Annotated in this window: 23 protein-coding genes and 2 riboswitches; of the genes, 1 reads left to right on the top strand and 22 read right to left on the bottom strand. The window is 43.2% G+C overall.

Features of this window, described 5'->3' with window-relative positions; translation table 11 throughout:
- Window positions 1-37 precede the first annotated feature (37 nt).
- A riboswitch (SAM riboswitch) is annotated at window positions 38-139 on the bottom strand.
- Between the two features lie 227 nt (window positions 140-366).
- The gene (locus tag C5749_RS17415) at window positions 367-1536 is read left to right on the top strand and encodes an alpha-hydroxy acid oxidase (protein WP_105727509.1); all 1170 of its coding nucleotides are present in this window, start codon (window positions 367-369) and stop codon (window positions 1534-1536) included.
- 30 nt (window positions 1537-1566) lie between these two features.
- Here the strand turns inward: C5749_RS17415 and C5749_RS17410 are convergent, their stop codons facing one another.
- The 22 genes from C5749_RS17410 to C5749_RS17305 form a co-directional block, all read right to left on the bottom strand.
- Window positions 1567-2613, bottom strand: a complete 1047-nt coding sequence (locus C5749_RS17410) for an AI-2E family transporter (protein ID WP_105727508.1) — start codon at window positions 2611-2613, stop codon at window positions 1567-1569.
- Between the two features lie 37 nt (window positions 2614-2650).
- On the bottom strand, window positions 2651-3430 hold the full coding sequence (locus C5749_RS17405; RefSeq protein ID WP_105727507.1) for an enoyl-CoA hydratase/isomerase family protein: 780 nt from the start codon (window positions 3428-3430) through the stop codon (window positions 2651-2653).
- A 46-nt stretch (window positions 3431-3476) separates the two neighbouring features.
- Entirely contained in the window at window positions 3477-6011 is a 2535-nt protein-coding gene (locus C5749_RS17400) for a DUF5686 family protein (protein WP_105727506.1), read from the bottom strand.
- A 67-nt stretch (window positions 6012-6078) separates the two neighbouring features.
- The gene (locus tag C5749_RS17395; RefSeq protein ID WP_105727505.1) at window positions 6079-6393 is read right to left on the bottom strand and encodes a 5-oxoprolinase; all 315 of its coding nucleotides are present in this window, start codon (window positions 6391-6393) and stop codon (window positions 6079-6081) included.
- Window positions 6394-6444: 51 nt separating this feature from the next.
- A riboswitch (SAM-I-IV-variant riboswitch) is annotated at window positions 6445-6541 on the bottom strand.
- A gap of 99 nt (window positions 6542-6640) precedes the next feature.
- On the bottom strand, window positions 6641-8023 hold the full coding sequence (locus C5749_RS17390; protein WP_105727504.1) for an NADH-quinone oxidoreductase subunit N: 1383 nt from the start codon (window positions 8021-8023) through the stop codon (window positions 6641-6643).
- 19 nt (window positions 8024-8042) lie between these two features.
- Window positions 8043-9488, bottom strand: a complete 1446-nt coding sequence (locus tag C5749_RS17385; RefSeq protein ID WP_105727503.1) for a complex I subunit 4 family protein — start codon at window positions 9486-9488, stop codon at window positions 8043-8045.
- Window positions 9489-9504: 16 nt separating this feature from the next.
- A complete protein-coding gene (gene nuoL / locus C5749_RS17380; protein WP_105727502.1) occupies window positions 9505-11424 on the bottom strand; it encodes an NADH-quinone oxidoreductase subunit L in 1920 nt (639 codons plus the stop codon).
- Window positions 11425-11455: 31 nt separating this feature from the next.
- Window positions 11456-11785, bottom strand: a complete 330-nt coding sequence (gene nuoK, locus C5749_RS17375) for an NADH-quinone oxidoreductase subunit NuoK (RefSeq protein WP_105717423.1) — start codon at window positions 11783-11785, stop codon at window positions 11456-11458.
- The gene (locus tag C5749_RS17370; RefSeq protein ID WP_105727501.1) at window positions 11785-12291 is read right to left on the bottom strand and encodes an NADH-quinone oxidoreductase subunit J family protein; all 507 of its coding nucleotides are present in this window, start codon (window positions 12289-12291) and stop codon (window positions 11785-11787) included. Before C5749_RS17370 ends, nuoK begins: the two co-directional genes overlap by 1 nt.
- Window position 12292: 1 nt before the next feature.
- Window positions 12293-12817: a NuoI/complex I 23 kDa subunit family protein gene (locus tag C5749_RS17365; protein WP_105727500.1), complete on the bottom strand. Its 525-nt coding sequence runs from the start codon at window positions 12815-12817 to the stop codon at window positions 12293-12295.
- Between the two features lie 4 nt (window positions 12818-12821).
- On the bottom strand, window positions 12822-13859 hold the full coding sequence (nuoH, locus tag C5749_RS17360; RefSeq protein ID WP_105727499.1) for an NADH-quinone oxidoreductase subunit NuoH: 1038 nt from the start codon (window positions 13857-13859) through the stop codon (window positions 12822-12824).
- Between the two features lie 13 nt (window positions 13860-13872).
- The gene (locus tag C5749_RS17355; RefSeq protein ID WP_181151511.1) at window positions 13873-14883 is read right to left on the bottom strand and encodes an NADH-quinone oxidoreductase subunit G; all 1011 of its coding nucleotides are present in this window, start codon (window positions 14881-14883) and stop codon (window positions 13873-13875) included.
- Between the two features lie 11 nt (window positions 14884-14894).
- The gene (nuoF, locus tag C5749_RS17350) at window positions 14895-16235 is read right to left on the bottom strand and encodes an NADH-quinone oxidoreductase subunit NuoF (RefSeq protein WP_105727497.1); all 1341 of its coding nucleotides are present in this window, start codon (window positions 16233-16235) and stop codon (window positions 14895-14897) included.
- Between the two features lie 2 nt (window positions 16236-16237).
- A complete protein-coding gene (locus tag C5749_RS17345) occupies window positions 16238-16762 on the bottom strand; it encodes an NADH-quinone oxidoreductase subunit NuoE family protein (protein ID WP_105727496.1) in 525 nt (174 codons plus the stop codon).
- Window positions 16755-17990 carry an NADH-quinone oxidoreductase subunit D gene (locus tag C5749_RS17340; protein WP_105727495.1) on the bottom strand — a complete coding sequence of 412 codons (1236 nt, stop codon included), beginning with the start codon at window positions 17988-17990 and terminating at the stop codon, window positions 16755-16757. The genes C5749_RS17345 and C5749_RS17340 overlap by 8 nt, the downstream gene beginning before the upstream one ends.
- A gap of 18 nt (window positions 17991-18008) precedes the next feature.
- On the bottom strand, window positions 18009-18512 hold the full coding sequence (locus C5749_RS17335) for an NADH-quinone oxidoreductase subunit C (protein ID WP_105727494.1): 504 nt from the start codon (window positions 18510-18512) through the stop codon (window positions 18009-18011).
- Entirely contained in the window at window positions 18505-19059 is a 555-nt protein-coding gene (locus C5749_RS17330) for an NADH-quinone oxidoreductase subunit B (protein ID WP_105717414.1), read from the bottom strand. Before C5749_RS17330 ends, C5749_RS17335 begins: the two co-directional genes overlap by 8 nt.
- A gap of 27 nt (window positions 19060-19086) precedes the next feature.
- A complete protein-coding gene (locus C5749_RS17325; protein ID WP_105717413.1) occupies window positions 19087-19467 on the bottom strand; it encodes an NADH-quinone oxidoreductase subunit A in 381 nt (126 codons plus the stop codon).
- Between the two features lie 98 nt (window positions 19468-19565).
- Entirely contained in the window at window positions 19566-21305 is a 1740-nt protein-coding gene (locus C5749_RS17320; RefSeq protein ID WP_105727493.1) for a tetratricopeptide repeat protein, read from the bottom strand.
- 177 nt (window positions 21306-21482) lie between these two features.
- Window positions 21483-22448 (bottom strand): PstS family phosphate ABC transporter substrate-binding protein, encoded by a 966-nt coding sequence (locus tag C5749_RS17315; RefSeq protein WP_105727492.1) that lies wholly within the window; start codon window positions 22446-22448, stop codon window positions 21483-21485.
- 27 nt (window positions 22449-22475) lie between these two features.
- Window positions 22476-22709, bottom strand: coding sequence for a hypothetical protein (locus C5749_RS17310; protein WP_105727491.1), 234 nt, complete (start codon window positions 22707-22709; stop codon window positions 22476-22478).
- Between the two features lie 2 nt (window positions 22710-22711).
- On the bottom strand, window positions 22712-23587 hold the full coding sequence (locus C5749_RS17305; protein WP_105717409.1) for an energy transducer TonB: 876 nt from the start codon (window positions 23585-23587) through the stop codon (window positions 22712-22714).
- Between the last annotated feature and the right edge of the window lie 4 nt (window positions 23588-23591).

Genomic DNA, 23591 nt, shown 5'->3' with positions numbered 1-23591 from the left:
TTGCTTTGGAGAAAAGGACACCAGAACGAGTGTGCTCAGCTTATCTTTCTCCCAACCAGGAGTAGAATGTAGCACCTTGTCAAGAGACAGGTTGCTAAGGCTTCAGCGGGTCTACTCCCTCGGCCTTTCTCTATAAGCGGAGCCAAGATAAGAATAAAAATGGGATTTGTCAAAACTTTTCTTATGCTCCTTTTTTGACAAAAAGAGCATAAACCAAACGAAGTGAGTTCAAATCTGGTCCGACCTCAAAAGTTAAAGGAGAGTTCATGATGCAATTGCATTATCCCAAGAACGACACACAACAGGACGGTAATTAACAAAATAGTCTGTATATTCGCTCCGCTATTATCAAATACCGTTTCAAAAATGAGTAAGAAAATCGTATATCGATATAATTCAAAATATCCGTCTATCGTTGATTTAAGAGCAAAAGCGAAATCCCGAATTCCCAAATTTGCATTTGATTACCTCGAAGGGGGGTGTAACGAAGAATGGAACTTAGCAAAAAACGAAAGTGATTTCGACAACATCGTACTCAAACCGCAATACCTTCGTGTCTCTGGCGATATCGACATGTCTGTGGAGCTTTTTGGTAGACGCTACAGTGCACCTTTTGGCATTTCACCTATTGGTCTCCAAGGGCTGATGTGGCCCAATGCACCGGAAATTTTAGCCAAAGCGGCGGCCAAAAATGATATTCCATATACGTTAAGCACGGTATCCACGAGTAGCATCGAACGTATCGCAGAAGTTTCCGAAGGTAAAGCATGGTTCCAGCTTTATCATCCAACCGAAAACCGGCTTCGCGATGATATCTTGCGCCGCCTAGCAACGGTAGAATGTCCAGTACTCGTCGTCTTAGTAGATGTTCCATCTTTTGGTCTTCGTTATCGCGAAATCAAAGCCGGTTTGTCCATGCCGCCCAAAATGAACATTTCTAACATTACGCAAGCCATGATGCGGCCGCTATGGGGTATTAAAACGCTACAGCACGGCATACCTTCTTTTGCGACCTTAAAACCTTATATGGAAAAAGGGCTCGACCTTGCACAGCTGGGCAAATTTATGGACCGCACTTTTACGGGTAAAGTAGACATCGAAAAAGTAAAAGCCATTCGCGATATTTGGAAAGGGGCACTCGTAGTAAAAGGTATTGCAAGCGACGAAGATATGGAAGCGGTCATTAACATCGGCGCTGACGGTGTCATTGTATCCAATCACGGCGGCCGTCAAATAGATGCGGGAGAGTCTTCTATTAATTCACTAATACACCTAGCCAGCAACTCCTCTTACAAAGAGAAAATAAAAATTATGGTGGATGGTGGTATACGTTCCGGTGTCGATCTCGCCCGGGCGCATGCCGTAGGTTCAGAATTTAATTTTATGGGGCGCCCTTTTATGTACGGCGTCGGTGCCTTAGGCGACGACGGTGGAGAGCATACCATCAACCTATTTAAAGCGCAGCTATATCAAGTGATGCAGCAACTCACGATAGAAAATGTGAATCAATTCCCTGAAAGACTATTGAAAATGTAATATAAAAATATCCCACTTGCGGGATATTTTTTAATCTTTATTTCCTTTCAACTGCTCTTTTTGAAGAGACAGACGTTTATTCGCTTTATATACTTTTACGGCAATAAGAAAGTAAGCTAGTAACAAGGGACCATACACCAGCCCCATCAATCCGAACAGTGGCAACCCGATAATCACCCCTATCACAGTAATCAATGGATGAATATTTCCCACTTTTTTGCTGATGATAAAGCGCAATACATTATCGATAGTTATCACCAACCCAAATCCCCAAACGAGCAGACCCAGCGCTTGCCAAGAGTTCCCTTGCGAAAATAAGACCAGCACAGCTGGCACAAAAATCAGTGGTGGGCCCAAAAGAGGAATAAATGATAAAATAGCACAAATTACCCCCCAGAATAAAGGATCGCCAACATCAAAAATCACGAATCCAATCGCCAGACATCCACCTTGAACAATAGCAATGATCGACTGCCCGAGGATGTTGGAATACGTAATGTTTTTCAGCTCGGAGCTAAACACCACTGCCTGCTCTTCGTCAAACGGCAAATAGTATAATATGCCGTTTTCGAACGCTTGGTAATTAACAAACAAGAAATACAAAATGAAATACATTACCGTTACTTCCAGAAATACATTTGCCGCTCCTCCCAGAACGGTCGTCAACAACTTTCCTAAATAAGCAGCACTCGATTCGAGCTGTTCTTGCAGCAAATCGGGTTTCCCCAATTTATCACCAGCAAATTGGTTTATCGCATCGATAACCTGCTTTATCCAGGCCGGATTTTCCTGTAATTCCAGTGCTTTCCGAACAAGCATACTCCCAATACCAACGAAAGGGAGGACAATGATAAAAATGGACAGGATGATAATAATTACAGCAGCTAACGGTTTAGGCCAGCGCCATTTCTCGATAAATAAAAAGTTAAGTTTACGAAAGAGTATATACATAACCAATGCGCCGAGAAAAGCTCCAAAAATCCCGCGTGTGGCGTACAACAGTATACCGCCCAAGGTTAGGACAATTAAGAGAATAATAATATTTCTCTCTCTTTGTGAGAAAACAGGATTGCTCATACAGTTAACTGTCTATATTAACTGTTGAACAAATATGCTAAAAGTTTGGTTTTCGCTTTTCCAAGAAAGCCGCTACGCCTTCTTGGAAGTCGGGCGTATCAAAGGCATTTGCGAAAGCATCCATTTCTTCTTCATACCCCTTTTCCGGCTCCATAAGCCCTATATTCACCGCGCGGATAGCCGCGGAAATCGCCATGTTCGAACGTTGGTATATTCTTTCCAAGAGCCTTTCACAAGTAGAAATCAGTTCCTTCTGCGATACCACGTAATTAACCAAGCCCCATTGCAACGCATCGCGTGCATCGATTGGATCGCCAGTCATAATCATTTCTAATGCTTTCCCACGTCCAACAAGCTGTGGCAATCGTTGTGTACCACCGTATCCCGGAATAATCCCCAGAGAAACCTCTGGAAGCCCCATCTTCGCCTCTTCGCTTGCGACGCGGATATGGCATGCCATCGCTAATTCTAATCCCCCCCCGAGCGCAAATCCATTAATCGCCGCAATCACCGGTTTGGGAAACGTATACAAGTTATCCATAACCTCTTCTTGCCCGGATTTTGATAATTGCCACGCCTCATCAGACGAAAACTCTTGAAATTCTTTGATATCGGCACCGGCAACGAACGCTTTATCTCCAGCACCGGTTAGGATGATACCCCGCACGTCTTCATTTGCTTCCAGTGTTATTAAAATTTCGGAAAGTTCTTTTAAGACAAGCGTATTCAGAGCGTTCAACTTATCCGGCCTATTCACGGTGATATATGCCGTATTATTTTTGATGTCGAACAGAAAATAAGTAGGTGTTTTTTTCATCGTAATAAATTATTTTTAAAGGATAAATCATGATGGTCGCATAGCATTAAAAATTTAAATGAAGGCTGACCCGATACCTGTCTTTGTCGACATTCGGCAAAGCCGTATAGTTTAACCGACGTATGTACTCAACGCGCAGTAAACGGAAAATATTGTCAATGCCCACTTTACCCTCCCAATATGGAATCTTATTATCAAACACGTGGGTCATGATATGCCCATCAGCGTCGGTGTCAAAATGAACCACATCTTTGCTAAGATAAGGGTTATTGACATCGCTCAGTCGACCATAAAACATTTTTCCTCCCCAGAGCTCCCGTAGTTTAAGCTTTTTGATAAACGGAATCTTATTTAAGATAAATCCTTCGAGTTGATGTTCAAATGCGAGACGGACATATTCATCTGCCACAAATTCCATGCTGCGCATCATCGAAAAGTCTATTTCATGACGGGTATCCTCATCTCGAAACACATTTGGCATTTCTAATAACGGATAAGGCAAGGTACCCCAAATCTTTCCGCCGCTCAACGTCATATCGGCAAAACCGAGCTGATTCAAGAAAAAACGTTTCGATACCGAACCACGTACTGCATCAAATGCATAGTCCCCACTCCAAAACCCCTTCAACCCGCGATTATACTGTAGCGTAAATACGGGGTGTTTCTCTATAATTGTACGCCGAGTCAGATTACGATAGTAAAATTTTTCCTTTGGCGCCCATCGCAGTATAAATTCCAACTCGTTGGTATTTATATGGGGTATATCGACAGGCTCATCTCCGGAAGAAACAAACTCCAAATCACCTATTGCTCTCCTACGATGATGGATAAAAGAGCTCTGCAAACTCACATGATTGCCAAATTCTATTAGATGCTTGAGTTGATAGGCATAGGTGTCCATCCATTTCGTCGGGCGGTTACTTCGTATAGACTGAAAAAAACTATCTCCCTTTTTAAAACCAAGCATCCTGCCCGGGTCAAAAATATCATGCTGCACCGCCACCTGCAGGTAGTGCGCCGGAAACGTAGCGACAGATTCACCATTTAATGAAAACGTTGGTCGAACAAAATATTTCATTGCGCCATCTTGTGTCCCGTATGCCAAATACCCTTCAATAAATACTTTCTCTGAAAACCCAAGCGTCGTCCGTCCGCTAAGCCGTATCCGATTACCCTCTATATTATTCCGCGAATATAGATACTCTAAAGGACCAAATTCCACGGGCCCTGCCGGATAGAATCCCTGTGCCAACAAATAGCCAGCAGCAAGCATCGTTCGAAATGTACGGTTATTATTTAGTGAATCAACATTTGTGTAGACCCTATTTTCAACAGGCGACAGCTGCACCGGACGCTGCTGATGAACAAGCTTTTCATTATCTCTTGCCGATGTTAATATCTCCGTAGGCGCCCCTTTAAAAACATCGTCAGAGAACGACGGAGAAAAGTCGTAATCATAATTATGTGTCGTCTTACGACCGTAAACGGCATCGTTTTTATTCGTACCAAACATGATGTCTACATCACTACGCACTAGAAACATATATTGCTCCTCGTTTGGCCGAAATTGTAAATCAATGGTTATGTCATTCACCCAGTTCAGATTCGCCTCTTTATTTGCACGTAGCGTGGCACCCTGCACTGCAAAACGACCGTCGGTCGTAATCCTCAGCTTACCACTAAGCAACAGGTCAGTCTTGTTTCGCGGTTCAAAATTTAATTCGATTAAACGTCCTTCTTCTGTATTAATCGTGTCCACGATGTAGTACTTATAGAAAACAGGGGCATTGTCCGCTATCGGACTTAGAAATAACTTATTGATCAAAAAAATATTGTCATCATAAATTTCTACCTCCTGAAATAGATACGATAAATATGACTGAATATTATGATTATTTACATATCGATCGTCAAAATCAGTCTGTTTGATAGATTTCACTCGCTTTTTAAACGCTTTGGGATCATTTTTAGAAAATACATCACTAAGCTGTTCCTGCATAAAAATGGTAAGTAGCTTATTTCCGGGCGATGTCAGTGTGTCCACATTATCGAAGAAAAAACCTAAGCTCCCCATTCGCTTATTATATTGCTCTGAGGGGTTTACAAGTCCAAACTGCAATTTGTCATACTGTTCAAAAGAGACCCGTGGTTGGCTTTCCAAGCGATTAGACCGCTTGTTCTTGATGACCTGATGAATAAGATCAACTGCAGGATTTCGGTTCCTATATTTCTGCCGGCGCGATACTTCTACCGCATCAATTATATTTTTATCATGCTCTAGCGCAATATGCAAATGTTCCTGCAGCGTGTCGACATACACAAGTAGTTCCTCATATCCTATAGCGGATACGACGAGCTGCAACGGCAACCGAGCATTTGTCGTTAAAAAAAATCGTCCAGCAGAATCACATGAAGTACCATCCGCCGTTCCCCGCAGCTTTAAGCTCGCTTGTGGAACACCTTGTCCTGTTACGTCATCAACAACTCTTCCGATGATTTTTTGTTGAGCCGCGCCATGCTGTGCAGCAACGCCGAGAGTAAATATCAACATCAACAATTTCAGCAAGCTTATTCTCCTCATATTCAAAATGGCACTGCCATAAAGATACAATTTGTACAATAAGATTAAAATGAAATTGATTTTTTTATCATACCTTGACCCCGCCGCATTCGCCTTTATATGGCTCGATTCGGCCTTTCTCCACTAGCGGAATGAGCACATTGTTTTCTGCCAGTGCCACAGGAACAATCTGTATCGTCGTAAAGCCATCACAACGATAGACAATAGCAGATAGATCAACTCCCTTCTTGGACAGCGCATTTAAGACTGCCGTACGAAAAGTCCCTCGGTTTGTCCCCCATTTTCCGGATACCAGCTCGTTATTAAGTTGCACCAATTCTTCAGCGCTGTAGTCTTGAAATCGTTTGATAAGGTGGTTGTAAAGTTCGTTTCTTGTGCCCATACAATTTAGAATTAAAATGTTTAACCATAAATTGTATTCAGAAAATCGGGAAGACGACGTTTGTTTTGGACGATGCCCGTATTATCTTTCCACCGTGGTGACTACACTCGGTTGGCATTGCACAGTAGTGCAATTCTGAATACACTACAAAGATAGTAGACTTTTTGTTTTATACAAAAAAATAAATGTACAAACCGTCGTATTCGAACACTACATATAACACCAGCGTTGGTTTGGCGATTAAGAATTATAGAAATCGTAAAATACTATCCGGATAAACCCCGATAATCAGCGTCAATACAGCCGCAGCAACCAACACTACCTTGTAGCTCGTCGGTACATGTTGCGCTGTTACTTCCTCCTCTGGTTTACGGAAATACATATTGACCACCACATGCAAATAGTAATACACACCAATTGCGGCGTTAATAACAGCTAGGATCAGTAAAGTGATGTTATATGTCCCCATCACATTATTAAACATCATAAACTTCCCCATAAAACCTGCTGTCAGCGGAATACCCGCGAGGGAAAGCATTGCTAATGTCAAGATCAAGGCCAACATCGGCTGCTTTTTCGCTAATCCATTGAACGACTCGAAGTCCTCCGAACCTGTACTACGTTTCACCAGAATTAGCACACCAAAAGCAATCACTGAAGCTAACGAATAGGCCGTTGCGTAAACCAACATTCCCGATGCGGAAGTCGTTCCGATAACGATGATAGCAAATAGCATATAGCCTGCATGCGAAATACTCGAATAGGCCATCATTCGCTTAAAGCTAGACTGTAGCAGTGCCGTGATGTTCCCCACGAAGAGCGTGATAATGACAATCACCAATAAGACCGGCGTCCAAAAGTCGTGCAGTGGGATCAACACCGTGCTAAAAAGCCGTAAGAACCCAACAAAAGAAGCGACCTTTACGACGGTACTCATAAAACTGGTGATCAATATCGGTGCTCCGTCATATACATCCGGCGTCCAGAAGTGAAAGGGGGCCGCCCCCACTTTAAAGCATAAACCGCAAAGCAACAGCAACACCCCACCATAAAATAATGGTGAAATCTCGGAAGATGTTTGTACATAGGCTTGTAATTCCGTTAGGTCAAATGTGCCGGAAGCGCCATACAAGAGTGTGATCCCAAAAAGAAGAAATCCAGTAGAAAACGCGCCCATCAAAAAATACTTGAGCGCCGCCTCATTAGAGGCAAGATCAGTTTTCCGAATTCCCACAAGGATATACAAAGCGACGGACATCACCTCAATTCCGATGAAGAGCATCGCAAAATTGTGATAGGCATTGACCAGCAGTGCCCCCGTCAACGAAAATATAATCAAACAAAAGTATTCGGAAAGATACTTGCTGATGTTCTTAAAATATTCTTTAGAAAGCAAAATGACAAAACCGGTAATCACCACGCATAAAATAGAAAAAGACGAAGCTAAACGATCAAAAATCATCATCCCGTGAAATTGCGGCAGCGCTTCGCTGTTCCATCCCGCTACCAGGAAACCTAGCGTTGCGACCAATCCCAGCAAGGTTACAGGAATGAGTGCATTCTTCGCTTTGAACAAACCTAGATACAACACCACTATTCCCAAAATACACAATGTAATAATTGCCCCCATAATATTCTACAATCGCTAATTAAAATTTAACCTGATTCAACAAATTGGCTACCGCCGCTTCTGAAAGCTGTAAAATCGCTTTCGGCCATACCCCTAAAAATAGAGTAAAAAACGCAATAATTACCAATACTAATAACTCATACCCTTTAATATCTACCACCTTTATATATCGTTCGGGTAAGGCGCCCAACATCGATTTCTGATACAGACGCAACATATATACAGCTCCTAAAATCAAAGTTAGTCCACCGAACACAGCATACCATACGCCGTAATCAAACACACCTTTTAACAGCAAAAATTCGCCGATAAATCCGTTAGTCAAAGGCAGTCCTACTGCACCCATCAAAATTAAGAGAAATACGGCCGCTAAACGAGGAGCTTTGCTCGCTACTCCTCCCCACTCCGCGAGCGTGCGCGTTCCTGTCCTCTCCTGTAATATATCAATAATAAAAAACAACCCCACCACATTCAAACCATGGTTCACCATCTGGATGATTGCCCCCTGCAGCCCTTCCAAGTTCCACGAAAACACACCTGCGGAAATAAGGCCGACGTGCGCAATAGAAGAATACGCAATCAAACGTTTAGCATCTTGTTGCTTAAAAGCAATGATAGAGGCATACACAATACCAATCACGCACAGCACTATGATAACCTGACTATAAGCCAACGCACCAAGTGGAGCAACCGGCAATAACCAACGGATCAGCCCATACACGCCCATCTTAAGCATGATACCGGCCAACAGCATCGTTCCAGCTGCAGGCGCATGTGTATAGGTATCTGGCTGCCAAGTATGGAATGGGAAGATCGGTATCTTTATAGCAAACGCTAAGAAAAATGCCCAAAATACCCAACGTTGCGTAGACTCGGGTAAGTCCAATGCTACGAATGCACTCCATTCAAAGCTTGGCGTAGCACTCTGGTTGTACAGGAAAATAAGCGCCACCAACATCAACAAGCTTCCAAAAAACGTATAAATAAAAAACTTAAGGTTAATACGAATACGGTCGCCATCGCCCCACAACGCACAGATAAAATAAACAGGAATTAAAGCTACCTCCCATCCAACATAGAACGTAAAAGCATCTAACGCTATAAATACAAGCAATAATCCCGCTTGCATAAAAGAGATTAACGCAAAGAAATTACCTTTATGCGCTTTACGAAAGGAAGACAACACAATGAGCGGAATCAACCCATTTGTCAACAACAACATGGGGAGGCTGATACCATCTAAGCCAATATGAAACTGAATTCCTAAGGATTCGACCCACGTCCAACGCTGTTCGAATTGTATGCTCGCATCCGGTATAAATCCACATAAAAACGGGATAGAAAGCCCCAATTCAAGCAGTGAAGCAATCAGTGCTATCCATTTTGCCCGTATCATGTCTTTTACGAAACATAATACTAGTGCTGAAATAATAGGTACTAATAGTAATATAAATAGGTTACTCATTGTTTAATTGTCAAAATTACATACTAAATACAGCGTAAAGCAAAATAGCAATCACACTAATCACCATCATCATGATATAAAACCCTACATGACCGCTTTGCAATTGCCTTATACCTTTCCCAGTTCCGATAAAGAAGTTGCCCACCCCATTCACGAATCCATCAATGCCCAAACGGTCCACATATTTATAAAGGCTAACTGATAATCTGTTTAACGGCTGTACAACAAGGGCATTATAAAATTCATCCACATATAGTTTGCGAAAGGATAATTTATGTAATCCTTTTGATGATTGTGTATCTGCTACCGGAAGGGCTTCTTTTCTTACATATCGGCTGTAAGCAATAAAAGCCATAATCAAGGCACCCCCGGCGGAAATACCCATCAACAGGTATTCCGTACTATGACTTAACGACAATACTTCAGCATGTTCACTACCCGCTTCAAAAATCGGAGCCAGGAAGATCGCCAAGTTATGATGTCCGCCCAAAGCTTCTGGAATGTTGATAAAACCACCAATTACAGACAACACCGCCAAGACAATCAACGGCACCGTCATTTGCCAAGGCGACTCGTGCAAATGTTGTTTCTGCGTTTCTGTCCCTCGAAACTTCCCAAAAAATGTCAAATACAATAGACGGAACATATAAAATGCGGTGCATAGGGCGGTCAAAAAGCCGATTGCCCACAAAACGGGCTGATGCTGAAATGAATGTGCTAATATCTCATCTTTAGAAAAGAAACCAGCAAAGGGTGGGATACCGCTAATAGCAATCGTTCCGATTAACATCGTTATAAATGTGATGGGCAACGCCTTTCTTAAACCACCCATCAAACGCATATCCTGTTCATTGTGCATCGCGTGAATTACCGACCCCGCTCCAAGAAACAGTAAAGCTTTAAAAAATGCATGTGTCAAGACATGAAAAAAAGCCCCGGTGAACGCACCTACCCCGAGGCCTAGAAACATGTATCCCAACTGAGATACCGTAGAATATGCCAATACCTTTTTAATATCAGTTTGTGTAATCGCAATAAACGCCGCCAACAACGCCGTCGCCAATCCGACAATCGCCATTACCTCCATTGTTACCGGAGAAAGCGTAAACAAGATGTTTGAACGGACGACCATATAGATACCAGCTGTTACCATAGTGGCTGCGTGAATTAAGGCAGATACCGGCGTTGGTCCCGCCATCGCATCGGGTAGCCAGGTAAACAAAGGAATCTGCGCTGATTTACCTGTCGCCGCAACAAATAATAATAACGTAATCACGAGTAGTATAGAATCACCCATCGGCATACCTGCAGCAGCGGCAAATACAGTTCCGTATTCCAAACTACCGAAAGTCTCTAAGATAAAAAATAGGGCGATAAGAAAGCCCAAATCGCCGATACGATTCATCACAAATGCCTTCTTCGCTGCCGAAGCGTAAGAAACATTTTTGAACCAAAATCCGATCAACAAATAAGAGCAAAGCCCAACGCCTTCCCATCCAATAAACATCACCAGATAATTGGAACCTAACACAAGGATGGTCATGAAGAAAATGAATAGGTTAAGGTAAGCAAAGTATTTTCCAAATCCTGCATCACCAGCCATATAGCTACACGAATACAAGTGAATCAAAAAGCCGACACCAGTAATAATCAAAAGCATAATAGCACTCAGCGGATCCGCTAAAAAAGAAAGCGCTACCTGCAGCTTACCGACTGTAAACCAGTCGAAGAGATGGACATATATTTCTCCCGAGGCACCAGTCGCGCGCGCAGCTGCGATCTCAAAGTAAACCAACAAGCTTAATACAAAAGAAGCGAGCACCACCCCACAGCCTACAATAGCCGTAACCGCTTTCGGCATACGATTTCCCATTAAGCCGTTTATTACAAAACCTATAAAAGGTATCAATGGGATCAGCCAGATTAATTCAGACATATAATTTGTTACTAAAAATTCTCCTATTCAATTACCAACGCAATTTGCTTAATGATTCGATATCCACCGATTTGGTGTTTCGGTATACCATGATGATAATTGCAAGACCAACAGCTACCTCTGCTGCCGCCAATGCCATGATAAAAAAAACGAACACCTGTCCTGTCGGATCTCCCCGATAGGCCGAAAAAGCGGCCAACAATAAATTGACAGCATTCAACATCAACTCAATGGACATCATGATAATGATTACATTCCGCCGGATAAGCACCCCCATAACACCGATGGCGAAAATAATACTACAAAAAATGATGTAATGGTTAAGTGGAACACCTTGAATCTGCGTTACTATATTCTCCATTATGCTTTTTTAATCTCTTTAACTTCCCTTTTAGCCAATAATACCGCTCCGATCATCGCTATCAACAATAAAATTGCCGAAATCTCAAAAGGCAGCAAAAACTCATTAAACAACACATCTCCCAAGTGTTCTACAAGTCCAATATTCGTATTGCCAGTTACGACCTCATTCGATGGCTCAATTACACGAAAAGCACCTAGAAGGGTTGCAAACAAACACATCCCTGCAACGACACCCATAACCTTCACCAAGTTAGACTTCATGGGTTCCGTATTCCCGTTGAGATTCAGCAGCATGAGGACAAATAGAAAGAGCACCATAATGGCACCCATATATACGATAAAGTTGACTACAGCTAGAAATTGCGCGTTCAATAAAATATAATGAACAGTCAGCGTAAAAAACGTAACCACCAGATACAACACACTGTGTACAGGATTTTTAGTAAAGATTGTCATCAATGCGAAAAAAATAGCGACAAAAGCGACAAAATAAAATAAGGACATGTTAGTTCGTTTTTTCCGGGTTTAGTTTCGTAATGTCAAATACAGGCTCGACCAATTTGTCTTTCCCGTAGATAAAATCCTTTCTTAGATATTCCGCTGTCACATGGGGGCCATCCAGATAAATCGCTTCTTTCGGGCAGGCTTCCTCACACAAACCACAAAAAATACAACGCAGCATATTAATTTCATATACTGCAGCATATTTTTCCTCCCGGTACAAATGCTCCTCCTCCTTTGTCCGCTCTGCGGCTATCATTGTAATCGCTTCCGCCGGACACGAAAGCGCACAAAGACCACAAGCAGTACAACGCTCACGCCCCTCTTCATCCCGCTTTAATGAATGCAGCCCTCGGAAATTCTTCGAATAAGGTCGTTGCACTTCCGGATATTTAACCGTCGGAATTTTCTTGAAAAAATGTCGTATCGTGATACCTAGTCCCTTTGCGATAGCAGGCAGGTACATACGCTCCCAAAAATTCATGGGTTTCTGTTCGATAACTTTTTTTCTATTTGATAAAGATTGCATAGTCTCAAAAATAAGTATCCTTCACCACGATTACCACTGCTGTCAACACAATATTTGCTATCGCCAGCGGAATCAATATCTTCCACCCCAGACCCATCAATTGATCGTAGCGGAAGCGGGGCAACGTCCAACGCACCCACATGAAGAAAAAGATAAAACCAAAGATTTTAAGGAAGAACACCAATACACCAATAATCGTGATCCAATTCTGCGATAGGCCTAACTCGTACATGAACGGGAAGTTATATCCGCCAAAGTACAATGCCGCCATTAACGCGGAAGACACAAACATATTGATATATTCGGAAAACATATAAAGACCGAGTTTCATCGAAGAATACTCTGTATGGTATCCTCCGATCAGTTCCGTTTCGCACTCTGGTAAATCAAATGGTACCCGATTACATTCCGCAAAAGCACATACCATAAAAATCAGAAATCCCAATGGCTGCACCCAAATATTCCAGTTGACGAATCCCGACTGTTGGGCAACGATCTCTCCCATAGATAACGTTCCGGTCACCATTAATAAAGCGATAATAGAAAGCCCCATCGGGATTTCATAACTGATACTCTGCGATGCCGCGCGAATAGCCCCCATTAACGAGAACTTATTGTTTGATGCCCATCCGCCTAACATAATACCATATACACCCAAGGCTACAACACCAAAAATATAAAGTACGCCTACGTTGATATCAGCCACCTGCAAGACCACTTCGCGTCCGCCAATTGTTAGCGTCTGCCCCCAAGGAATAACGGCCGAACTGATACAAGCCGTAATAATCGCTAAAGTGGGGCCCAATATAAACAACGGCTTGTGTGCTCCCGCCGGAATAATTTCTTCTTTAAAAAAGAACTTACCACCATCGCAGAGCGGCTGCAAAATCCCACCAAATCCCGCTCGGTTAGGTCCGTAGCGATCCTGCATAAAGCCAGCTATTTTACGCTCCGCCAACGTCGAGTACATCGCAATAACCAACGAAATCGTAAAAACAACCACCACCAGAATCAATTTTTCTAAAATAAAAGCTCCTTCCATGTGTTTTCTTTGCTTATTTTAAACGTTCCGTTCTTTCCAATTGTTCCTCGTTCGCTTCCTGCAACTGCAGGTTCTTTTTAATGACCGGAGGTGGACTGAACACGTTGTAGTGATTGGCATCAATGACAGATTGTTTGCTGATTGGAGTAGGCTCTTCCAATATCCAGTCAACTGTCTTCTTTTTATCGAAGCGACAGGTATCACAGATAAATGCTTCCACCTCGTTGTATTCGTCTTTACGGGCCGTCACACGCAAAACTTCTTCGCCCTTATACCACAAAGTGACTTTGCCAGAGCACGTAGGGCAATCGCGATGCGCATCTACCGGCTTGGTAAACCACACTCGGCTTTTGAAACGGAATGTTCTATCCGTCAATGCACCCACAGGACATACATCAATGACGTTTCCGATAAAATCATTGTCCAATGCATTCTCGATAAAAGTAGAAATTTCCGCATGATCGCCACGGTTAATGATACCATGTTCCCGCTTGCCAGTCAGTTGATCCGCCACGTAAACACAACGATAGCACAAAATACAGCGATTCATATGTAACTTTATATTATCGCCGATATCGATGGGCTCAAACGTGCGTCGTTTAAATTCATACCGTGTTTGAGACACACCGTGTTCATAACTCAGATCCTGTAGTTTACACTCTCCCGCTTGATCACAAACCGGGCAATCCAATGGATGATTGATCAATAACATCTCCACCACACCTTTGCGGGCTTCCAGTACGTCCGGCGAGGTAATATTCTGTACTTCCATGCCGTCCATCACGGTCGTCCTACAAGAAGCGACTAATTTAGGCATTGGACGAGGATCCTTTTCTGATCCTTTGGATACCTTAACCAAACATGTACGGCACTTTCCACCACTACCCTCCAATTTCGAGTAGTAGCACATCGCCGGAGGCACAATATCCCCACCGACCTGACGCGCCGCGTTCAATATCGTCGTTCCGGGTGCCACTTCTACCGGAATCCCATCTATCGTTACCTTAAATTTTTCGTCTGCCATTATTTATCCCTTTAACTCTCCACTACCTCACCTACCAATCCATAATTCCTTGTTTGCGCTTCTTCTGGATGTAAAATATGCCATTCAAATTCATCCCGGAAATGCCGTATGGCACTCGCTACCGGCCAAGCCGATGCATCGCCTAACGGACAAATGGTATGTCCATCGATTTTTTGCTGGATGTCCCACAAAAGATCAATGTCGGAAATATCACCATACCCATATTCGATTTTGTGCAATACCTTTTCCATCCAGCCTGTTCCTTCCCTGCATGGAGAACATTGCCCACAACTTTCGTGATGATAAAAACGCGTAAAGTTTAGTGTATTGCGCACGATACATTGATCTTCGTCAAACGCGATAAACCCACCAGAACCCATTGCCGTACCCGTTACAAAGCCACCATCTGCCAACGACTCATACGTCATCAGCCGAGGTTCCCCGTTCGCTGTCTTCAGCGCAAGGTGAGTCGGTAAAATCGGCACCGATGAACCACCCGCAACCACCGCCTTTAGACGCTTTCCGTTTGCGATTCCACCACAATATTCATCAGAATAAATAAACTCTTCCATGGGTAAGCCCATTTCAATTTCATATACCCCCGGACGCACCAAGTTGCCTGAAGCCGATATTAACTTCGTGCCGGTACTACGCTCGATTCCGATTTTCGCATATTCTTCTCCACCGTCATTCACGATGGGCACGGTTGCCGCAATCGACTCCACATTGTTCACTACCGTTGGACAACCATATAGCCCTGCCACCGCAGGGAAAGGAGGTTTGATGCGCGGGTTGCCTCGTTCGCCTTCAAGCGATTCCAACAACGCCGTCTCTTCTCCACAAATATATGCACCCCCGCCAGGTTGAACATGTATTTCTAAATCGTAGCCCGTACCTAATATATTTTTTCCCAGAAAACCCGCCGCTTTCGCTTCTGCAATCGCTTTTTCTACAATATGAATCTGCGGCATCATTTCTCCTCGGATATAGATATACGAGGTATTTGCGCCCAATGCATAACTGGAAACGATCATGCCCTCAATCAGTAAATGAGGAATATAGGTCATTAGATATCGATCCTTAAAGGTCCCGGGCTCTGATTCATCTCCGTTGCAAACTAAATAACGTGGAACACCTTCCGGTTTCGCCAGAAAGCCCCATTTCATCCCTGTAGGGAATCCCGCTCCACCACGTCCGCGAAGTCCTGATTTCTTTACCTCTTCCACCACTTCGTCTGGCGACATCGTCCGAAGTGCTTTTTCTACTGCACGATAGCCTCCGTTTTGACGATAAACGTCAAAAGTATGGATCCCCGGAACATCAATATGTGCCAATAATAACTTACGTGCCATACCTATTTTGTTTGTGCTTTTTGCTTCAATTCATCAATCAACTGGTCCACTTTCTCCTCCGTCAGATTTTCATAAAACGTGTATTCGGGGCCGATCTGTAACACCGGAGCATAACCACAAGCCGCAAGACACTCTACACCACGCCAAGAAAACAAGCCATCCGCTGTCACATCTCCCTCTTTCACACCCAACCTATCTTCTATATGTTGCATCATACGCTCGGCACCAACTAAACAACAAGGACCTGTTCGGCAAATCTCCAATACATATTTGCCTTTGGGCTCCAGAAAAAACATCGTATAAAAGGTGGCAACCTCATACACCTCTATAGGTCGGATATCCAAATACGCGGCAACCTTATCCATGGCATCCACGCTAAGCCAACCATATTCAGCCTGTACCAAGTGTAAGATCGGCAAAAGCCCAGATTTCTGTTTACCTTTTGGATAGCGCGCAACTACTTCCGCAAACTTTTCCAACAAAGACAGACTAAATTCCACCGTCATATTTTCTTTAACACTAAGCATCTAATTCTCCTGCAATAACGTTTAAACTACTCATATTGATAATCGCGTCAGAGATCAGCATCCCACTACTCATAGGAGCGAACATCTGATAATTAACGAACGATGGTCTTCTAAAATGTAAACGATAAGGCGCGCGACCTCCGTCGTGGATGAGATAGAATCCCAATTCACCATTTGCGCCCTCCACCGCATGATATACCTCTGATTTTGGTGTTTCCCATTCCCCCATGACAATCTTAAAGTGATAAATAAGCGCCTCCATATTGGTATATACCTGTTCCTTCGGTGGCAAGTAAAAATCCGGTACATCGGCATGAAATACACCTACAGGTTCTTTCTTAATCTTTTCCAGCGCCTGCTCGATAATGCGTAGCGATTGCCACATCTCATCATTGCGCACCATGAAGCGATCGTATACATCACCATTTGTCCCTACAGGAACATCAAAATCAAATTCCTCATACGAAGAATATGGTGCTGTGGCACGCACATCGTAATCCACACCCGTCGCACGAAGAATTGGTCCCGACCAGCTGTAGCTCAAGGCATCTTCCGGCGTAACCGCCGCTACTCCCGAAGTACGATCAATAAAAATCCGATTACGGACAAATAAGTTTTCGAATTCTTTGAGCACGGGCGGAAAACGTTTGAGAAACTCTTCTATCTTACGGAACGCAATCTCGTTAAAATCACGTTCGAAACCGCCGACGCGTCCGATATTAGTGGTTAAGCGCGATCCACATATCTCTTCATAAATCTCGTATATAAATTCCCGCTCCTGCATCACATATAGAAACCCAGAAAAAGCCCCCGTATCCACTCCTAAAATTCCGTTACAAATGATATGGTCCGTGATACGCGCCAATTCCATCACGATAACGCGCATATATTGCACGCGTTTCGGCAGCTCAATGTCCAACAACTTCTCTACTGTCATGTGCCACCCCATATTATTTATCGGGGCCGAACAATAGTTCAATCTATCCGTCAGCGGGGTTATTTGGTAAAAAGGCCGGTGTTCCGCAATTTTCTCAAAAGCTCGGTGTATATAACCTATTGTAGAGACACCGCTCATAATGCGTTCGCCATCAATTTGCACCACGTTTTGGAACACCCCGTGCGTAGCCGGGTGTGTGGGGCCTATATTGAGGGTGATAAACTCATCTTGTGGATCGTTGTCAAAGAATACGGCTGCATTCGGTGTTATCTTGGTTATCGGTTTACTCATCTTACTCTCCTGTAGGGTTTAACGTCCAAAATAAAAATCCTTTTTATCTACCCGATTCGGATCCTCGAGCGGATATTCCTTGCGCATCGGAAACACTTCCAATTCATCCATATTCAGGATCCGTCTCAAGTCGGGATGTCCATCGAACACTATCCCGAAAAAATCGAAAGTTTCGCGCTCCATCCAATTGGCCCCGTGCCATATGGAGGTAGCCGAAGGAATCGTCGGCGTAGGCCCACTAATAAATACCTTTATCCGTAGACGTAGGTTTTGCAACAGGTTATGCAGATGATATACCACACAGAAGTCCCGGTCTTCATTTGGATAATGCACACCCGTAATATCCGTCAGATAATTAAAACGTAACTGCGCGTCATCCTTTACAAAAGAAAGCAAATCTAGGATAGCATCTGCTTCCGTCGCCACTGTCAGTAAACCATGCGGCTCTGCTATTATCCGTACCTGCTCCCCAAACTTATCCTGCAGATGCTTTATAACGATTTGATTATCCAGTTTATCCATTGTCTGTCGCTATTCCATATTTCTCCAACAATGCCTTATACTCCGGCGTATTCCGGCGGTTTAGGGATTCATTCCGCACGATTTCCTGCAATTTCAACACACCGTCCAATATCGCTTCGGGGCGTGGAGGACAGCCGGGAACATATACATCTACCGGAATAATCTCATCTATCCCCTGCAACACCGAATAGGTATCAAAAATTCCACCACTCGAGGCGCAGGCGCCGACAGCTATCACCCAGCGGGGTTCCGCCATTTGCGTATATACCTGTTTTAAGACGGGCGCCATTTTTTTTGCTATCGTGCCCATCACCAACAGCATATCAGCCTGTCTCGGCGAGAAACTTGGGCGCTCGGCACCGAAACGGGCCAAATCGTACGTAGATCCCATGGTCGCCATAAATTCAATTCCACAACACGACGTAGCAAACGGAAGTGGCCACAACGAGTTGGCCCTAGCCAAACCGATCACTTTATCTAAAGATGTCGCAAAAAAACCCGCTCCTTCTATGCCCGGAGGTGCTTCTGCCAATGTCACTTTACTCATGGCTATCGTTTTTTAATTTACCAAACACTAGTCCCAATCCAACGCACCGCGTTTCACTTCATAGATTAAGCCGAGAACAACTATACTCAAGAAAATCCCCATTTTCCATAACCCATCCATACCCATTTCTCTAAAGTTGACCGCCCAAGGATACATAAATATAACCTCCACGTCGAAAATGACGAACAAAATGGCAGCCATAAAATATTTCACCGAAAAAGGTTGTCGCGCGTTACCAATTACCTCAACGCCCGACTCAAATGCACCCAATTTGTTCTCTGTACGAACTTTTGGTCCAATCAAGTGCGTGCCGATAATGGTTAAAACACCAAATGCCACAGCCACCCCCAGTTGTATCAGGATAGGTATATAATCTACTGAAGTGCTTTCTAAGTTTACACTTTCCATAACAGTTCACTAATTTGTTCTCTCTAACAAATATATCATTTTTTCCAAATAAAAAAAGGGGCTCTGTAAAGCCCCTTTTTATTTATTTCCATTCTAAATTACAGTTGATCAACGAATTGTCCGGCGAACTCATCTTCTGGGCTGACCTTGATCGTTTCCTGAAAATGTGCTTTCGCTTTTTCCGTTTCTCCTTTTAAATAAAAGTAGTAACCTAAGTAGTTATTTGCATCAACGGTATAAGAGGTTACTGTAGTTTCAGGTAACTCTGTAGTCTGAATCTCCTGTAATAATCTCGTGAAAGAATCTACAAATAGTCCCTTCGCATTTTCCGGATCATACATTACTCCGTCCAATGCAAGTTCAGATAGGCCTTTATAGTACAGCGAGTTTACCAAGTATTTCTTTTTTACGTCCTCTTTTTCCGTTCCAATAACAGTAGTAAACGATTTGATCGCTTCATCAAGGATAGGTTTTGCTGCTGCAATTTTCTGCGCACCAAGCTCTGGTGTTATTTCTTCACCTTCTGCTGGCGACACCAATCTAGATCCTTTTGTATACTGACCTAAACCGACAAAATAGTTTGCATCGAAATAATAATCAGATTCTGGATTTGCCGCTGGTAAACGGAAAATCTTTACAGCTTCTTCGACCTCGCCGTCTTGATACTTCTGAAACGCTGTCTCTGCAATTTCCGTTTCCAAGTTATCCTCTTCTGCTTGTTTCTCCACCGCTTGCTTCAACAACGCTTCACCTTTTGCCGCGTCTCCAGCACTGAGATTAGCTAAACCTGCGTAAAGGTAGTCACGTGGGATCAAACGCTCCGGTTGTACTTTTTCGAACAAAATATTCATGTTCTCTGCAGCTTTCGCATAATCTTTATCTTGGTTATAAGCAATATATCCTAAATAACGGTAAACTTTTGCGTCTACCCCCGGCATATTCGCTAGTTCTTCGGCAACCGTCTTCAATTCTGCGTAGTTACCAGAATATACCAAGAAGTCAGCATAACGTGTTTTTGCCTCTACAGACGCATCTCCCGTCAAGCTTAGGTATTTTTGATAATACTCCAATGCTTTCTGATTGATCTCCCGATAGTCGTCTTCTGGAGCTTTCAATGAAGATAAGTAATACGTCTCCGCAAGCTCACGGTAAAGTGGCGCATAATCCGGATTCTCGCTCGAGAGCTTAGTCAATGATTCGATCACCACATCGTATGCCTGCGCTCTTCTTGAGATCAACGCCTGTCCAATTTTTGGCGCTAATAGACTAGGATCCATATACTCCGCATCACGATAATTTACAAAAGCCTGACTACTCTCGCCCATGCCCGCATACGCGTCACCTAAGGCGATCAATATATCCGGGTCCTTATCATTCTTTTCCTTTGCCTGCGTTAGGTATTCTATTGCTTTAGTATAATCAGGTTCTGGTGCTTTGATATAAGCTTGTCCGATATAAAGCAGCGGCAAATATTCCCTACGTTTCAAATCCGAAACAGCTGTTGAAAATTTCGTTTCGGCCGCCGTCTTGTCTCCCTTCATTAAATCAACGATACCGAGTCCTACATTATTCAGTTTCTCCTTCGGTGCATTCATTACCCCTTGGTTAAACACATAGGCTGCGGAATCAATTTTATCGTTGATCAAGTGAATTTGTCCAAGATAAAACCAGTTCTCTCCATCTTTCGCTTTTTTCTCCACCAAATTCTGAAGCATACTCTTCGCTTCATCATATCTTTCCTCGTCTATAGCGGACTTCGCATCCTTTAAGCTCTGTGCACTTACAGACCCTATTGTACCCGCCAATAGAAGACTTAAAAATAATTTGCTTTTTGTCATAATCTATTTGTGTTCTATTTTTTTCCTTTTTAACTAATTACCCACGAATTTAACACGAATTATCGCAAATCTAAATGAATTATACGATTTTTTTGTATTTCGCTCTCGCCTATATTTGACACCCTATCTGCCAAAATGTTTAATTAATGAACAATTTTGCCATTTATAACGCTTCTTCTAAAGAGAAATATCATCTCTTATAATAATATCGCGTCCCGGCATTGTTGCAGGCACTAAACCCGATTTCAAAACGATACGTTGTCCGCGATCACCAGTCAAAAACGCAGAAAACCCTATACCCAGCCCTAAATTAGGCTGATAATTCTGCACATAAAATGTACGGCGCAGCGGATATTGTTCTGCGGCAATGGTGGACTGAGTGGGCTTATAAAATTTATTGTCAGCCTGCTCTCCCATCGTATTCTGCACGCTCAAGATACGAATATTATTCTTATCTGGAAATGAGGAAATCAAATCTAAGTAGACGTTATACCCCAAAACCCCAATTTTATCCGGATCATTCGCCACCGCTTCGAGCACTTTCTTACTATCACCTTGTGCTTCCACGTAATTTGATGCAACTTTTTTCAATTTACCCATGTCTTTCAAGTGTCTAAACGTACTTGAATTAAGGTTATCGAAAACAATCTTTTTCCGGTCGACGCTTTCTCCCTTCATTGCATTCACCAAATATTCAATAGTAACGGTCGTATCCACAAGTTTAGTATTATTGACGACCACAATTGCATCCGTCCACACAGGGAATACCCTCGGATTAATCGAACGTTTGCTGAAATAATCCTTCTCCGTCTCATTCAATTCCCTTGCTAACACCGCCACTCCTGCTTCATTGGACAGCATCTCCCGGATAGCCAATAATTCTGGCTTCATAATAAAGTTCAACCTAGCATTAGGATACGCCGCCAAAAAGACCTCTTCCTGCTCTTTCAAGATTGGATAGGCTGTTTCATCTACCGCAACATTCAGCACGCCCACCAAGACGTCCTCCCTTGGGGATACTTCTTTTGCTACCGAGCTGTCACCAGTTGAAGCATCCTTATTCTTTGTCCGTGAACAGCCAGCACAACCAGCCATGCTGAGCAACAGGATCGCCAACATGCTTATGTTAATTACTTTCTTCATTTTTTTGATCGCCCCATCTAATTCGTATTAAAAATTATTCTGCCACAAACGAGCAAAGCGCAGAAAAGAATAAACAATGAGCAGGATACCAAACATATTCTTATAGGTAGGATCGATATCCAAGGGGAAATTATCCCAAAAGATAACTAAGATGCCTAAAATAAAATAAAAGGCAAACATCGCCAACCCCAAAATAGACAGAAATCGCTTTGTTGGCGATTTCTGTTTAAATTTACTCGTGTTGTTACCCAAACCACGCATATTTATTGTTGAAGGTTCAACGTAATAGGCAATGTGTAAGCAACACGTACCGGACGGCCGTTCTGAATACCCGGCTTCCAAGGCTTCGCTTTTTTCAACACATTTACCGCAGCTGTTCCTGTACCATACGACAAGTCTTTTACTACCTTGATGTCTGTTAAGCTACCGTCACGCTCTACTACGAAAGAAACAACAACTTGACCTTTAACACCTGCATCGATAGCACCCTGCGGGTAGCTATAATTACGTCCCACCCACTCGCGGAAAGCGTTTAAGCCACCGTGTGGTTCCGGATTCACCTCTACCGCGGTAAAGATCTTGTCTGCGCCACCATCTGGATCCCCTGTCGCACTACCTGTTATCTGTCCCTCCACTTTCTTCGGGCCAAACTCTCCGGTAGGTACGCCTGATGCACCTTTTGTACCTTTTAAGGTGATACGTGCTGGTGTTTTATTTTCTTTCTTAATTTCCTCTTGCGATACCACTTCCTCTTTTACCTGGCTTTCAGGCACCACCTTAGGCTCCGGAAAACGCACCAAGTCTTCTGCCGGGGGTTCCTGTGCTATCCTTTGCACCGGCTCTTCCTCCTGTGGAAGTGGTTCTTCTTCCTCTTCTTCTGGCTCCGGTATTTCTAAATCTTCCAGCGTTACCTCCGTTATCACGGGAGCTTCTTCTACTGGTTTGTCTGGAAACACCTTAATGTTAAACATTTTTGGAGCACTCAAAACAAGAACGATTGAGACAATCGAGAATAGCGCAACGTTGGTTGCTCGTGGGGCAAACTTACGTAAGTCATAGGCGCCATACTCTTTATTTCTATTCTCAAAAACGACCTCAAGCCATTCTTTTTTGAATATATCTAATTTAGAACCAAACATATTT

The organism is Sphingobacterium gobiense (assembly GCF_002980575.1).
Taxonomy (GTDB): Bacteria; Bacteroidota; Bacteroidia; order Sphingobacteriales; family Sphingobacteriaceae; genus Sphingobacterium; species Sphingobacterium gobiense.
The sequence above is the reverse complement of the archived record's forward strand: the minus strand, read 5'-3'. Positions and strand labels throughout refer to the sequence as shown.